Here is a 14,006-nt window from a genome sequence, read left to right on the forward strand (position 1 = left end):
GGACCGCAGAGCACCGTCCCACGCCCCGTCGCGGAGGAGCCCATGACCGTCTCGGTCGTCCTGTTCACCTCGGACCTGCGGCTGCACGACCATCCGCCGCTGCGCGCCGCCCTGGAGGGCTCGTCCGCGGTGGTGCCGCTGTTCGTGCGGGACCGGGGCGTCGAGGCCGCCGGGTTCGCCGCGCCCAACCGGCTGGCCTTTCTCGCCGACTGCCTGCGGGATCTCGATGCGGGCCTGCGCGAACGGGGCGGCAGGCTCGTCGTGCGCACCGGTGACGTCGTCGAGGAGGTGTGCAGGGTGGCCGCGGAGGCGGCGGCCGGCGAGGTCCACCTGGCGGCCGGGGTCAGCGCGTACGCCCACCGGCGGGAGCAGCGGCTGCGCGCGGCGCTGGAGGGCGGCCGCTGCCGGCTGCACGTCCACGACGCGGTGATCACGGCACTGCCGCCCGGGGCCGTCGCACCGGCCTCCTCGGATCACTTCGCGGTCTTCACCCCGTACTTCCGGCGCTGGTCGCAGCAGCGCCTCAGGGACGTCCTGGGCGCGCCGGGGAGGATCCGCGTGCCGGACGCCGTCGGCTCGGAGCGCCTCCCCTCCCGCCGGGGACTGTCCGGGCTGTCGGAGCGGCTCGCGGCCGGGGGCGAGGCGGAGGGCAGAAGACGCCTCACGGCGTGGCTGCGCGGTGGGATCGCCGCGTACGAGGAACGCCATGACGACCTGGCCGGTGACGCGACATCACGGCTGTCGCCGCATCTCCACTTCGGCACCCTCTCCCCCGTCGAGGTCGTCCACCGGGCGCGCCGGGCGGGTGGCCCGGGTGCCGAGGCGTTCGTGCGCCAGCTCGTCTGGCGCGACTTCCACCACCAGGTGCTGGCGGCGCGGCCGGCGGCGGCCCACGCCGACTATCGCCCGCGGCACGACCGCTGGCGGTCCGGGAGCGCCGCACGGGCGGACATCGAGGCGTGGCGGGAGGGCCGCACCGGTTACCCGCTCGTCGACGCGGCGATGCGCCAGCTGCGCCACGAGGGCTGGATGCACAACCGCGGTCGCCTGCTGACCGCGAGCTTCCTCTCGAAGACCCTGTACGTGGACTGGCGCGTGGGCGCCCGTCATTTCCTCGACCTGCTGGTCGACGGGGACGTGGCCAACAACCAGCTCAACTGGCAGTGGGTCGCCGGCACGGGCACCGACACCCGTCCGGGCCGGGTCCTCAATCCCCTCGCCCAGGCCAGGCGCCACGACCCCGACGGCGCGTACGTGCGGCGCTGGGTGCCCGAACTCGCCGGGCTCGGCGGGCCCGCGGTGCACCAGCCGTGGCGGCTGTCCGGCCCGGAACGCGCCGAGTGCGCCGGCTACCCGGAACCGATCGTCGACCTCTCCGACGGCCTGGCCCGCTTCCGGCGGGCGCGCGGGCGCGCGGGCGCGGCTGAGGAGCCACGGCCGTGACCACTCCCCACTGGCTGTTCGGCGACCAACTCGGTCCGCACTTCCTCACGCCGGGCGAGGGCGGCCCCGACCGTGCGGCACCGGTCGTGATGATCGAGGCCCGTTCGGTCTTCCGCCGGCGCCGCTTCCACCGGGCGAAGGCCCATCTCGTGCTCTCCGCGATGCGCCACCGCGCCGCCGGTCTGGGTGACCGGGTGCGCTACGTCCGGTCCGAGACCTACCGGGAGGGTCTGCGCGAGGCGGTCGGTGAGGGGCGGGTGACGGTGCATCATCCGACGTCCCGGGCCGCCCTCGCGCTGGTGTCGTCCCTGCCGGGTGTCACGGTGCTGCCCGCGCGCGGCTTCCTCGTCCCGCACGACGACTTCCGGGCGTGGGCGGACGGCCGCGGCGGGGAGCGGCTGCGCCAGGAGGACTTCTACCGCTGGGTGCGCCGCGGGTACGGCCTCCTGATGGACGGCGGCGGCCCGGCGGGCGGCCGCTGGAACCACGACCGCGACAACCGCGAACCTCCGCCGTCAGGCGCGCGCACCCTCGGCGTCCCGGGGCCCTACCGGCCCCGCGAGGACGACATCGACGCCGAGGTGCGCCACGATCTGGACCGCTGGGAGCGCGAGGAGGGCATCGTCTTCGTCGGACGGGACGGCCCGCGCCTGTTCCCCGCCTCGCGACGCGAGGCACTGGCCGCGCTGGGCCGGTTCATCACCCGTCGGCTGGCCCGCTTCGGGCCGTACGAGGACGCGATGCTCGCCGCCGACCCCGTGATGAGCCACAGCCTCCTGTCGTCGTCGCTCAACCTCGGTCTGCTGGATCCCGCGGAGTGCGTCGAGCGGGCCGAGCGGGCGTGGCGGGCCGGGGAGGCGCCGGTCAACAGCGTCGAGGGGTTCGTACGGCAGATCGCCGGCTGGCGCGAGTACGTCTGGCACCTGTACTGGTACTTCGGCGAGGACTACCGGCGGTGCAACGCCCTGCGGCACGACGCTCCGCCACCCGGCTGGTTCCTGGAACTGGACGCCGGCGCGGTCACGGCGCGCTGCCTGTCCACCGTGCTCGCCCAGGTGCGCGACACCGGGTGGACGCACCACGTCCCCCGTCTGATGCTGCTGGGCAGCCACGCCCTGCAGCGCGGATGGGATCCGCGGGCGGTGACGGACTGGTTCCACCGCTGCTTCGTCGACGGCCACGACTGGGTGATGCTTCCGAACGTCGTCGGCATGTCGCAGTACGCCGACGGCGGGCGGATGACGACCAAGCCGTACACGTCCGGCGGTGCGTACGTGAACCGGATGAGCGACCTGTGCGGTGGCTGCGCCTACCGGCCGGGCGACCGGGTGGGACCGCGCGCCTGCCCCTTCACCGCCGGGTACTGGGCGTTCCTGGACCGCCATCGCGCCGTGCTGGCGGGCAATCCGCGGATGGCACGGGCGGTGCGGGGCCTGGACAGGCTGCCCGACCTCGACGAGGTGCGGACGCAGGAGCGACGACGCGGCGACGGGCCGCCCTGAAGCAGGGCGGGCGCCTTCGCCGCACGGCACCCTCTCCGCCACGACCTCTACACATAAAGGGTGAATAAGGGCAAGATGGAGATACGCAGCGCCTCACCGCATACCACACCGGACGCGGCCGGCCTGCGGAGTCACCGAAGGAGACGAGTCTCATGTCCGATGTCTCGCACACACGGGGTGACATCACCACCCATCCCGACGTACACGAAATGCGGGCCCGCTACACCCGCATGCTCGGTGGCCGCGATGTGGCGCTCGTGGACGGACCGGTCTTCCTGGTCGGTCTGTACTGCGCCGCATCCCCGTGGATCCTCCACTACACGACGAGCCAGCCGGCGCTCGTGACACACAACCTCATCATGGGGATCGCGTTCGTCCTGCTGGCCCTCGGGTTCACCATCACGCCCGAGAGGATGTACGGCCTGAGCTGGGCCATGTGCGCGATGGGCGCGTGGATGATCATCGCACCCTGGATCGTGGGCACCAGCCCGGACGCCGGAGTCGTGGTGAGCAACATCGTCATCGGGGCGCTGGCCGTGGTGCTGGGCGTGATCTGCGCGGGCGCGGCGGCGAGGAGCACGCGCACCTGACCGCCCCGGGACACCGAGCACGAAGGGAAGGCGCCGGGGCCGGTCCGCACCGCGCGGACCGGCCCCGGCGCGGATGCGGCCGCCTCCCGGGCAACCCGCGGTGCCGCCGCGCGCGTCAGCGGTTCGGCACCAGCCACGGCTCCTGCGGCAGCGGGGTCCCTGTCTCGATGAGCGACTTCAGGTTGGACAGCACCGCCGCCCAGCCGCGGGCCGCGTCGGCGCGCTCGGCCTCGTTCGCGAGGTCCTCATGGGTGACGGTGAGCCTGACGATGTCGGCGTGCGGCCGGATGTCGAAGGTGACCTTGGAGCGCTTGTCCTCCCGGCCCTCGTTCTCGGGCGCACTCCAGGTGGTGACGAGGCGGGTGGGCCGCTCGCTCTCCATGACGGTGCCGACCACGTCGGCGATGCCGGAGCCGTCCGTGCGGACGTGTTCCCAGCGGGAGCCGGGCCGCCAGTCGGAGACGTTGCCATGTCCCCAGTAACTGGCGGTGAGATCGGGGTCGGTGAGCGCCTCCCAGACGGCCTCCGGCGTGCTCTCGATGTAGATGACGTACACAAACGTGGGCCTGTCGGTCATGGCTTCCTCTGCGCGTCGCGTCGGCCAGCGCCTTGAAGACCTGGTCCCTCCCGGACCCGGGGTCGCTCGCTGATCGCACACTCGACGTTATGCAGGTGGCTTCCCGCAGGTCAAGGAAGGCCCGCTGCGCCCGGGGCGAGCGGGTCCGCGGGTATGTGGGGCTGCGGGCTGCGGGAAAACCGTTCGCCCGGCTCGGCCGCCGTCCGGACACTGGGGCGGGTGAGCAGAACCGTCAGTGCGTGGGTGACTTCGGGTGAGGACGTCCTGGGTGCCGTGGGGCCGTTCCCCGTGGACGTTCCGTGGTGGTCGGAGGTCGAGCCGGTCGCCGAGCGGCTGGAGGCCCTGCTCGGGGTGCCGGTGTGGGTACTGCGGCTGCTGACCGTGGACGGGGGCGAAGGCGGACGTGACGGCCATGTGACGTACCACGTCGAGGCGCTCGAACCCCCCGTCGGCCGACCTCTCACCGAAGCGGCGTGCGATCCGGGCCTGCTGACGGCACCTCATGAGCTGCGCGCGCCATGGGCTCGTGCCGACGGCGTGCGGGAACTCCTCGACTGGGCCGCCCGCACACTGGGGGCGGCCGGGCGCCCGCTCACCGGTCGTGTCCGCCAGCGGCGGAGCTGGAACCTGGCGGGGCTGTTCCGGCTGCCCACCGCGCGGGGAACCGTCTGGCTCAAGGCGACGCCGCGTTTCGCCGCCGACGAGGCGGACGTCGCCGCCGCGTTCGCGCGCGTGGATCCCGGGCTGGTGCCGACCGTCGTCGGCCGCGGCGAGCGGCGGTTGCTCATGGAGCATGTGCCCGGCGAGGACTGCTGGGAGGCTTCTCCCGAGACGGTGGCGGCGGCCATGGAGCGGTTCGTCGCCGCGCAGGCCGCCCTCGCGCCGGACCGTCCCGCCGGTCTGCGGGACCGGCGTGCGCCGGTGCTCGCGGCCCAGGTCGACGCCCTCCTCGACGGTCCGGCCGCGACCGGGCTGACCGCACAGGAGCTCGCCGCCGTACGGGGATTGACGGACCGCTGGCGGCAACTGGCCGAGTGCGGTCTGCCCGACACGGTGGTCCACGGCGACTTCCACCCGGGCAACTGGCGCAGTGACGGCGGCCGTCCGGTCGTCATGGACTTCGCGGACGCGCACTGGGGCAGTCCCGTCGTGGACGGTCTGCGGGCCCACGACTTCCTCCCGGAGCCGGTGCGGTCCACGGCGGCCCGCGCCTGGGCCGACGCCTGGCGGGCGCAGGCACCCGGCAGCGACCCGGGCCGCGCCCTGACGCTCGCCGAACCGCTCGCCCCGCTGATGTACGCCGTCCGCTACCAGGAGTTCCTCGACGGCATCGAACCGTCGGAGCGGCCGTACCACGAGGGCGACCCGGCGACGGAGATCCGCCGCGCGCTGCGGTGCGTACGGCGTCCGAGCCCGTTCCTCGCGGGCCTCGACCCCGCGTGAGCCGGGTCCCGCGCGGGACGGCTGCCACGCGGGACGGCTGCCACGCGGGACGGCTGCCGCGGGTGGCCGGCGCGCAGCGGCGGCCGGCCACCCCGGCGGGCCCGCCCGGCCCGCCCCGTCACCGCCCGATGCTCACGCTCCGGCCGGTTCCGCCGCGGGAGTCGTGAGGTACTCCTCCGTGATCTCCTTCGGGCCGAACGGCCAGACCTTCTCCAGCCGGGCCCAGACGGCGAACGCCACGCAGCCGAGCGCCAGCCAGCCCAGGGACCACTCGATGGGGTGGCGCCCCGGCGAGTTCTTGTCCGCGTAGCCGTAGATGACCAGCCAGCCGACGAGGGCCACGGCGCTCGGCACCGGGTACAGCCACATCCGGTACGGGCGGTGCAGACCGGGCTGCCGCTTGCGCAGGACCGTCAGGGCCGCGATCTGCGCCAGCGCCTGGACGAGCACCATCACCGTGGTCAGCAGCTGGATCAGGGTGGCCAGGTCGGTGTGGCGGCCGATCAGGAAGCCGACCGCGGTGATCACGCCCATGGTGGCCAGGCCCAGCGTGGGAAAGCGGTGCCTGGGGTGCAGTTTTCCGTACGGGCGGAAGAAGACGCGGTCGCGGGCCGCGTCGTACGGTACCCGGGAACCGCCCAGCAGGCCCGTGAAGACCGAGGCGAAGGCCGTGATCAGGATCAGGACCGTCACCGTGTCCGCCGCGCCCTTGCCCCAGGTCTTCTCCAGCACCGCCGAGGCCACCGACGTGGAGGCGATGTCGCCGGGGTCGGTCATGCGGTGCCAGTCGATGACGCCGAGCGTGCCGATCTGCAGCAGCAGGTAGATCACCATGATGCCGAGGATGGAGAAGACGATCGAGCGCGGCAGCGTCCGGCCCGGGTCCTTGATCTCCGCGCCCATGTACGCCGTGGTGTTGTAGCCCAGGTAGTCGTAGATGCCGATGGTCAGGCCCGCCGCGAAGCCGAGCCAGAAGTGACCGCCGGTCACCTGGAAGGCGTGCGCCGGGTACGTGAAGGCCAGGTGCGCGCTGAAGTCGGAGGCGGCCGCGATGATCACCAGCAGCACCGAGGTGATCATCACCGCCCACATCACCGCCGTGATGCGGGCGATGTTCTCGATGCCCCGCCACAGCAGCGCGATCACCAGCGCGATGACGCCGAGCCCGACGAGATCACCGGCGGTCTGCCCGAGGTGCGGGGCCAGATAGCCCAGGTACTGGACGAAGCCCACCACACCGGTGGACATGATCAGCGGGATGAAGAGCATCGCCGTCCACACGAACAGGAACGGCATCAGCCGCCCGGTGCGGTACTGGAACGCCTGGCGCAGATAGACGTAACTGCCGCCCGAGCCGGGCATCGCCGCGCCGAGTTCGGCCCACACGAGCCCGTCGGCGAGCGCCAGCAGCGCGCCCGCCACGAAGCCGATGACCGCCTGCGGACCGCCGAACGCGGCGACCATCAGCGGGATGGTGACGAACGGCCCGATGCCGCACATCTGGCTCATGTTGATGGCTGTGGCCTGGAACAGGCCGACACTGCGGGCGAATCCACCGCCGGGTGGCGGGCTGCCGGACATGGGGCCTCCTGAAGGGGACGCGGGGAGAGGGCTGGGGAGTGCGGGCCGACGTCGTGCGACGGCGGCCGGCGGGTCAAGTGCGGCGGGCATCCGGCCGGTGCCGGGCTCCCCCCGGCTCGCCCGGCGAGGCTGACTGGGCGATATAGTTAAGGAGCCTTACTAGACGCGTCAAGGGGGTGGCGTGCATGCGTGAGAATGGGGTGGTGCCCGCCAGCGACGCCTCCGAGCAGCCCGAACAGCCCTGGAACCGCAGGCGGCTGCGCAGCACCAACGAGCGGCTGCTCCTGGACCGGCTGCGTGCCGCCGGCGCGGCCTCGCGCGCCCAGCTGGCCCGGGAGACGGGCCTGTCGAAGCCGACGGTCTCCAGCGCTCTGGCGGCTCTGGAGAAGGCCGGACTGGTGCACGAGGTGGGCACGCACACGCCCGGGCGCGGCCGGATGGCGGTCCTGTACGCGCCGGATCCGGCGGCCGGGCACGCCCTCGGCATCGACATCGGCCGGAGCTGGCTGCGGGTCGCGGTCGCCAACCTCGACGGCGAGGTGGTCTCCCGGGCGGACGTGCGCAACCGGGCGCGCACCTCGGGGGCGATGGCCGACCTGGTCGTCTCCACCGCCCGGCAGGTGGTCACCGCCTCGGGCCTCGGGCACGACGAGGTGGCCCACGCGGTGGTGGGGACGCCGGGTGTGTACGACGAGGAGCGCCGCCGGGTGCGGTACGCGATGCACCTGCCGGGCTGGGGCCGGGCCGGGCTCTTCGACCGGATGCGCGAGGAACTGGGCGTCCCGCTGGAGGTGCACAACGACGCCAACCTGGCCGCCCTCGGCGAGTACACGTACGGCGTCGGAGCGGGCAGCCGCCTGTTCGCGTACATCCTGATCGGGACCGGGCTCGGCATGGGCGTCGTCAGCGAGGGACGGCTGTTCACCGGGGCGCACGGCGGGGCCGGCGAGATCGGGTTCCTGCCGTGGCCGGGGCGGCAGAAGCCGCGGACGCTGGAGGACGCGGTGTCGGGCCTGGCCGTCGTCGAGTCGGCGCGGGCGTTCGGCATGACCGGGCAGCTCACCGCGAAGGCGGTGTTCGACGCGGCCCGGCAGGGGCATCCCGCCGCGGTGCGGGCGGTGCGGCTGGAGGGCGAGCGGATCGCGCACACCGTGGCCGCCGCGGCGGCCGTGCTCGACCCCGACCTCGTCGTGCTCGGCGGAGGGGTGGGCCACAGCGTCGACCTGCTGCTGCGGCCCGTGCGGGAGACGCTGCGCGCGCTGACCCCGCTGCGACCGAGGATCGCACCGAGCGGGCTGGGCGAGGACGCGGTGCTGCTGGGGGCGCTGGCGACGGCGCTGGGGACGGCGCGGGACGTGGTCTTCGAACGCCGATCGGCCTCCTGAGAGAGCCGCGCGTGCGGCGGGCCGGCCCGGAAGCCGGGCCGCCGCACGCGTCACCCGGCTCAGCTCACGGTGAGCGCCGTGTCGTCGACGACGAACGACGTCTGCAGCTTGGAACCCTCGGTGCCGGTGAACTTGAGGGTCACCGTCTGCCCGGCGTAGCCGGCCAGGTTGAAGCTGCGCTGGGTGTAACCGCCGGCGGCGTTGAGGTTGGAGTACGTCGCCAGGGTGCTCAGGACGGTCCCCGAGCTGCCCAGCACCTGGACCTTGAGGGTGTCGTACGCCGTACTCGTGGTGGTCTCGGCCGTGTCGACGTGCAGGTAGAAGCTGAACGTGGCGGTGGTGCAGCCGGAGGGGATGCTCACCGACTGGGAGAGCGTGTCCGTGTTCGCGGAGCCGTAGCCGTTCAGCCAGGCGTAGTACGAGCCGCTGTGGGGTGACTCCCCGCCGGCGTTGGTGATGATGCCGCTGGTGCCGCTCCAGGTGGTGGCGCCGGACTCGAAGCCGTTGTTGCCCAGGAGCTGGGCGGCGGTGCAGGTGGAGCCGCCGCCCCCGCCCCCGCCCCCGCTGCTGCCGCTCGCCCCGGACAGCCACTCGGTGGCGTTGAGGGCCAGGGCCGCGTTGGTGGCACTGGAGTCGTTCCAGCCGTCGTACAGCGTGTTGCCCGACTGACCGGTGCCGTCGTCGACGGGCGAGCTGTCGCCCCAGAAGGCGACGCGGCCGCTGCCGAAGGTGCTGGTGGCGAAGAAGGCGCCCGTGGTGCCGGAGTAACCGGTCCGGTAGAGCAGGCCCTTGACGGAGGAGTTGTCGGCGGGCTTCAGGGTCGCGGTGGTGCCGCTGGCGATGAGGCTCTTGGTGACGGTGCCGAAGGAGCCGTGCAGCACGGGGTCGGTGCTGTCGCTGATCGCCGACGGGTGGTCGGAGCTGATGCTGAGCGAGTCGACGGAGAAGCCGAACGGGTCGGTGGAGTCGACGCTGTTGTTCGTCATCAGGTCGTTGAAGATCTCGACCGCGTCGTAGCCGTCGTTGTTACGGTCGGCGCCGGTGTGGTCGGAGATCATGAACAGGCCGCCGCCGTTCTTGACGAACGTCATGATGGCGGTCTTCTCGGCCGTGGTGAACAGGGTGTTGGGTTCGGGCAGGACCAGGGTGTCGAAGTTCGACAGGTCGGTCGAGGACGAGCCGCCGTAGGCGAGGCTGGAACCCGAGGGCAGCGTCTTGAGGCTGTAGTTGCCCGTCTTCTGCAGGCCGACGCCCCAGGACGAGAGTGCTCCCGTCCAGTCCGTCTCGGCGGACGGTGAGGAGTTCTGGCCGAGGGGGTCCGGCTGGCTGGTGGAGATGATCCAGTCGGCGTTGCCGGCCGTCTCCGCGTGCGCGTTGTCGAACAGGACGCGGTGCGGGGTGGCCGCGTGGGCCGGGGTGGCGGCGGCGGTCGCCTGGACGGCGGCGCCTGCGGTGAGCAGGCCGAACACGGCGAGCGCCGTGGTGAGTCTGCGGCGGGACCTGATGAGTCCGGGCATCCGGCGGACCTCCATACGGGTTGGGGAGAGAGGGGTGCGACGTGCGGGGTCTGCGCGCGTAGAACCTTCAGGGAAGTCTGCGCGCGTAGAGGTCCCTTCATACGCCGCCCATGCGACGGATTGTTGAACGGTACATGGCAGAACAGGGACTGAACAGGAGGGCACCGCTCCGGCGGACCGTGGAGCGGCCCGGAACCCGCCCCGAGATGAGGCGGAATGGACTGTTGCCGCCCGCAGCGGGCAGATGGAGTACTACGGGAACTTCACACAAGAGGGGCGGAGATGGAGATCTCGAGCATCATCGGCGCCATCGTCATCGGACTCGTCATCGGCATCCTCGGGCGGCTCGTCGTCCCCGGGCGCCAGCGGATCGGCCTCCTGTGGACGATCCTGGTCGGCATCGTGGCGGCACTCATCGGATCGGGCATCGCCGCCGCGTTCGGCGTGGCCCACACCAAGGGCGTCGACTGGATCGAGTGGCTCATCCAGATCGGCCTGGCGGCGCTGGGCGTCGCGGCGCTGGACCGGGCGCGGGCGCGCCACTGACGGCGCGCCGCCCGCCCACCGGACCGCCACGCGGGGAAGGGGCCGGCGGCGTCGGCGTACCGGGAGTCCCGCCGACGCCGCCACCGGCCCCCGGGCCCGGCCCGGCGTGGCCGACGCGCCGGTGCGGTGACCGCGAGGGTTCACCCCGGACGAGGGACTGTCACTCTGATCACCGGCAGAGCCGGATGACCAAGGGCGCGCAGCCAGAGCGGGGCCTTCCCTTATCGGGTGGCACGCACGCTGTCTTCCTGCAAGCATCTGCGGATGCGCCTACTCGCCGACGATCTCGGCCACCTCTCCTACGTCGTCGTCGGCGACGGACCGCCCGTCGTCCTCGTGCACGCCGGCATCGCCGACCACCGCATGTGGGACGCGGTCGTGCCCGCCCTCGCGGAACGGCACACAGTCGTCCGGTACGACTTGCGTGGCTTCGGTGAGTCCCTTCCCCCGACCGGACCGTTCAGTGAGACCGACGACCTGCGCCGTCTCCTGGACCACCTCGGCCACGAGCGTGTCCGCCTTGTGGGCGCGTCCTGGGGCGGCCGCGTGGCCGTGGACTTCGCTCTCGCCCACCCGGGCCGGGTGCACTCCCTGGCGCTGCTCGCCCCGCCCTGGCCGGGATACCACTGGTCTGCGGACATGGTCGCCTACGATGACGCGGAGACTGCGGCCCTGGCCGCGGGCGACCTGGACGCCGCTGTCCGTGTGAACCTGGACATGTGGCTGCGCGGTCCTGGTCGCAGGTGGGATGACGTTGCCGCGGGACTGGCCGACCGACTCCGAGAGCCGCTACGGACATCGCTGGTGAACCAGGCCGTCGTGGGGATGCACTCCCAGGGCGCCGCAACCGGTGACGTCGCCGCCGTCTCCGTCCCCACACTGGTGGGCATCGGCAGGCTCGACGTCGCCGACTTCCAGGACATCGGCCGTCGGTACGCCGCTGCGATCCCCGACGCCACTCTGGTCGAGTTCGCCACTGCTGCCCACCTCATCGCACTGGACGCGCCCACCGAACTCGCCGCGGTGCTGGGTCCGTTCCTCGCCCGTTAGTGCTGTGACCGGGGTGACGGTTCACCAGTTTGCCGTTGTTCCAGGACGTGCTCGGTGCGGTCGAGTTCGGCGTCCCGGCCGGGGTCGGTGGGCTCCTTCCGGACCCTGCTGCGCCGGAAGGTGATTCCGCGGCGGGCGAGCAGTGGCGAGCACGCTCCCCCACTCTCGGCTCCGCTCGAGCGGGGGGAACCCCCACGACGCCGCACCGCCCGCCCTTCGGGCGGACGACGCGAAGGTGACGACAGGGCTAGTGCTGTGGCCGGAAGGTTCACCGGCTCGCGACGCCCGGCACGGCTCCCCCACGCTCGGCTGCGCTCGCGCGGGAGGGGCCCCCACCGCCGCGTTGTCGCATCACCCGCGTACATCCAGTACGCGGGCGACACTCCGCCTTGCGATGCTCCCCCGCAGCCCGAAGGGTGCGGGAGGTGCCCCCGGCACCGGACGCCGCGAGCTTCCGGCAAACCTTCCCGGCCACAGCACTAGGGACAGACGTACGGCGTCGTCGTGGTCAGCGGTTCGAAGCCGAGTCGGGCGAGGATCGGCCGGCTCTGGCCGGTCGCGTCGACCTGGACATAGCGGTAGCCGCGGTCGGCGGCGACCCTGGCGCGATGGGCGACCAGGGCCCGGTAGACGCCGCGGCCGCGCCAGCCCGGGACCGTGCCGCCGCCCCACAGCCCCGCGAAGCGGGTGCCGGGCACGAGCTCCAGCCGGGCCGCACTCACCGGTTCGTCGCCCGCGAGGGCCACGATCGCGACCACGTCCTCCCGGTCGCCCGCGAGTTGGGCGAGCAGTTGGTGGCGCAGCCGCGTGCCGTCCGTGCCGAACGCCTTCTCGTGGACGTCCGCCACCAGATCGACGCCCGCCGGGTCGGTGACCGGCAGGAGGCGTACGCCGTCGGGGACGTCGGACTCCAGGGGCAGATCGGCGACCTCGGCGACCATCAGCGTCTCCTCGGGCTCGGGCGTGAACCCCGCCGCCCGCAGTCGCTTCCCCAGGTCCACCGGCAGGTCGTGCCCGTACAGCTTCCACTCGAACTCGAGGCCGAGGCCCGCGAAGTAGCGGACCTGCTCGGCGATCGCCGTGTCCGCGGTGGTCTCGTCGAGGTCCGACCAGACGACCCCGCTCCATCCGTGGGGCGAGCCCACCTGGCGCACCACTCCGTGGTGACGCTCGACACGGGCACCGGGTCCGTCGGGACGCGCGCCCTCCCGCATGTCCCGGTCGTACAGCGCCAGTACGGCGGCGTGGTCCATGGGCTCACTCCAGCATCGGGGCCTGTGCGGGCACGGTAGTACTCCCAGCCTCCCGGCCCGCGGGCGGGGTCGCGCGGACCGCGCCGGGCCGGGGCGGTCGCCGTCCGGCTACGTCCGGCTAGCCGAGTTCCAGGGTGGTCACCCCATGGACGCGCTCACCGGCGAAGGGCCTGACGGGACCCGTGTACATGCGGGCCGTCTCGAAGGAGGGGGCGAGTCCGGCGCCTCGGGCCAGGGAGACGGCGGCCTCATTCGGCTCCGGGACGTCGATGGCGATCTCCCGGCCGGCCGCTTCGGCGGCCAGCCCGGCGAACAGTGCCTCGGCGTCCTCGGCGGTGTCGGCGAACAGGGGGCCGATGCGCAGGCAGTCGTGGGCCGGACGGATCACCGCGTAGCCGGTCAGGCGCCCGGCCCGGAACCGCACGAAGGGGCGGTGGCCGGGAGCGGTGAGCCAGTGCTCCAGGAACCGGGGCCGGTCGGCGGGCCAGCAGGCGGTGTCGTACGCCGCGATGTCCTCGAAGTCGGCCTTCTCGGCGGCGCGCACTCCTGGCGCTTCCCCGGCGGCGGGGGCGGTTCCGGTGAACCGTACGGTCCGGTGGGCGAGTTCGAAGCCGGACTTGCGGTAGTTGTCCTGCTGGGCGACGACACCGTCGAGACCGATCGTGCGGCCGTCGGCATGGGTGAGGCCCCTGTTCCAGGTGGCCAGTCCGAGACCGCGGCCGCGCAGGTCCGGTCGTACGAGATAGCAGCCCAGGAAGGCGTAGTCGGCGCCGTAGTTGACGACGGAGACCGCCGAGACCGGCTCCCCGGCGAGCCGGCCGATGAAGAAGCCCTCGGGGTCCTGGGCGAAGAAGGCGGGGCCGTCGGACAGCCCCGGGTTCCAGCCCTCGTCCGCCGCCCAGCCGCTGATCACCGGCCAGTCGTCGAGGGTGGCCCGGGTGACGACGAGATCTTCGGGACCCGCAGGGGTCATCATGGAGCTCCGTTCCGTCGGGGGCAGAGGATGGGGCGTGATCGGACGCACCGGCAGCATCCTTCCCGATCTCCCGATCGCGCGCCACGGGGTGTCCAGCCGTCCGCGGCCGGCCGTCCGCGGCCCGGCGCAGGGGCGTCGACCCG

At 72.9% G+C, this 14,006-nt stretch carries 11 protein-coding genes and 1 pseudogene; 7 read left to right on the forward strand and 5 right to left on the reverse strand.

Features of this window, described 5'->3' with window-relative positions; translation table 11 throughout:
• The first annotated feature begins 42 nt into the window (after window positions 1–42).
• The 3 genes from ACFYMU_RS24660 (at window position 43) to ACFYMU_RS24670 (ending at window position 3,535) form a co-directional block, all read left to right on the forward strand.
• The gene (locus ACFYMU_RS24660) at window positions 43–1,443 is read left to right on the forward strand and encodes a cryptochrome/photolyase family protein (RefSeq protein WP_388376981.1); all 1,401 of its coding nucleotides are present in this window, start codon (window positions 43–45) and stop codon (window positions 1,441–1,443) included.
• On the forward strand, window positions 1,440–2,945 hold the full coding sequence (locus tag ACFYMU_RS24665; protein ID WP_388376984.1) for a cryptochrome/photolyase family protein: 1,506 nt from the start codon (window positions 1,440–1,442) through the stop codon (window positions 2,943–2,945). The genes ACFYMU_RS24660 and ACFYMU_RS24665 overlap by 4 nt, the downstream gene beginning before the upstream one ends.
• Before the next feature lie 152 nt (window positions 2,946–3,097).
• Window positions 3,098–3,535 (forward strand): SPW repeat protein, encoded by a 438-nt coding sequence (locus ACFYMU_RS24670; protein ID WP_388376986.1) that lies wholly within the window; start codon window positions 3,098–3,100, stop codon window positions 3,533–3,535.
• Window positions 3,536–3,650: 115 nt separating this feature from the next.
• Here the strand turns inward: ACFYMU_RS24670 and ACFYMU_RS24675 are convergent.
• Window positions 3,651–4,130: pseudogene (locus ACFYMU_RS24675) on the reverse strand (SRPBCC family protein); the annotation flags it as partial.
• A gap of 201 nt (window positions 4,131–4,331) precedes the next feature.
• Between ACFYMU_RS24675 and ACFYMU_RS24680 the strand changes: the two are divergent.
• Window positions 4,332–5,555 (forward strand): phosphotransferase family protein, encoded by a 1,224-nt coding sequence (locus ACFYMU_RS24680; protein WP_388376989.1) that lies wholly within the window; start codon window positions 4,332–4,334, stop codon window positions 5,553–5,555.
• A gap of 132 nt (window positions 5,556–5,687) precedes the next feature.
• Here the strand turns inward: ACFYMU_RS24680 and ACFYMU_RS24685 are convergent, their stop codons facing one another.
• Window positions 5,688–7,136: an APC family permease gene (locus tag ACFYMU_RS24685; RefSeq protein WP_388376992.1), complete on the reverse strand. Its 1,449-nt coding sequence runs from the start codon at window positions 7,134–7,136 to the stop codon at window positions 5,688–5,690.
• Window positions 7,137–7,321: 185 nt separating this feature from the next.
• On the opposite strand from ACFYMU_RS24685, the gene ACFYMU_RS24690 reads away from it, so the two are divergent.
• Entirely contained in the window at window positions 7,322–8,521 is a 1,200-nt protein-coding gene (locus ACFYMU_RS24690) for an ROK family protein (protein WP_388376995.1), read from the forward strand.
• Window positions 8,522–8,580: 59 nt separating this feature from the next.
• Here the strand turns inward: ACFYMU_RS24690 and ACFYMU_RS24695 are convergent, their stop codons facing one another.
• A complete protein-coding gene (locus tag ACFYMU_RS24695) occupies window positions 8,581–10,038 on the reverse strand; it encodes a hydrolase (RefSeq protein WP_388376998.1) in 1,458 nt (485 codons plus the stop codon).
• Window positions 10,039–10,320: 282 nt separating this feature from the next.
• Between ACFYMU_RS24695 and ACFYMU_RS24700 the strand changes: the two genes are divergently transcribed.
• Together ACFYMU_RS24700 and ACFYMU_RS24705 are read left to right on the forward strand one after the other, a co-directional pair.
• Window positions 10,321–10,584, forward strand: coding sequence for a GlsB/YeaQ/YmgE family stress response membrane protein (locus ACFYMU_RS24700; protein ID WP_388377001.1), 264 nt, complete (start codon window positions 10,321–10,323; stop codon window positions 10,582–10,584).
• A 228-nt stretch (window positions 10,585–10,812) separates the two neighbouring features.
• Entirely contained in the window at window positions 10,813–11,634 is an 822-nt protein-coding gene (locus ACFYMU_RS24705) for an alpha/beta fold hydrolase (RefSeq protein WP_388377004.1), read from the forward strand.
• 479 nt (window positions 11,635–12,113) lie between these two features.
• Here ACFYMU_RS24705 and ACFYMU_RS24710 read toward each other — a convergent pair whose 3' ends face one another.
• Both ACFYMU_RS24710 and ACFYMU_RS24715 read right to left on the reverse strand, forming a co-directional pair.
• Window positions 12,114–12,887, reverse strand: a complete 774-nt coding sequence (locus tag ACFYMU_RS24710) for a GNAT family N-acetyltransferase (protein WP_388377007.1) — start codon at window positions 12,885–12,887, stop codon at window positions 12,114–12,116.
• Between the two features lie 118 nt (window positions 12,888–13,005).
• The gene (locus tag ACFYMU_RS24715) at window positions 13,006–13,860 is read right to left on the reverse strand and encodes a GNAT family N-acetyltransferase (protein WP_388377129.1); all 855 of its coding nucleotides are present in this window, start codon (window positions 13,858–13,860) and stop codon (window positions 13,006–13,008) included.
• Window positions 13,861–14,006 lie beyond the last annotated feature (146 nt).

This window comes from Streptomyces sp. NPDC007264 (genome assembly GCF_042869095.1).
In the GTDB taxonomy this organism is placed as follows: Bacteria; Actinomycetota; Actinomycetes; order Streptomycetales; family Streptomycetaceae; genus Streptomyces.

What these genes read in the sequence shown, in the direction of transcription:
- ACFYMU_RS24660 (WP_388376981.1), top strand. Translation starts at nt 43, where the DNA reads ATGACCGTCTCGGTCGTCCTGTTCACCTCGGACCTGCGGCTGCACGAC.
- ACFYMU_RS24670 (WP_388376986.1), top strand. Translation starts at nt 3,098, where the DNA reads ATGTCCGATGTCTCGCACACACGGGGTGACATCACCACCCATCCCGAC.
- ACFYMU_RS24685 (WP_388376992.1), bottom strand. Translation starts at nt 7,136, where the DNA reads ATGTCCGGCAGCCCGCCACCCGGCGGTGGATTCGCCCGCAGTGTCGGC.
- ACFYMU_RS24690 (WP_388376995.1), top strand. Translation starts at nt 7,322, where the DNA reads ATGCGTGAGAATGGGGTGGTGCCCGCCAGCGACGCCTCCGAGCAGCCC.
- ACFYMU_RS24695 (WP_388376998.1), bottom strand. Translation starts at nt 10,038, where the DNA reads ATGCCCGGACTCATCAGGTCCCGCCGCAGACTCACCACGGCGCTCGCC.
- ACFYMU_RS24700 (WP_388377001.1), top strand. Translation starts at nt 10,321, where the DNA reads ATGGAGATCTCGAGCATCATCGGCGCCATCGTCATCGGACTCGTCATC.
- ACFYMU_RS24710 (WP_388377007.1), bottom strand. Translation starts at nt 12,887, where the DNA reads ATGGACCACGCCGCCGTACTGGCGCTGTACGACCGGGACATGCGGGAG.
- ACFYMU_RS24715 (WP_388377129.1), bottom strand. Translation starts at nt 13,860, where the DNA reads ATGACCCCTGCGGGTCCCGAAGATCTCGTCGTCACCCGGGCCACCCTC.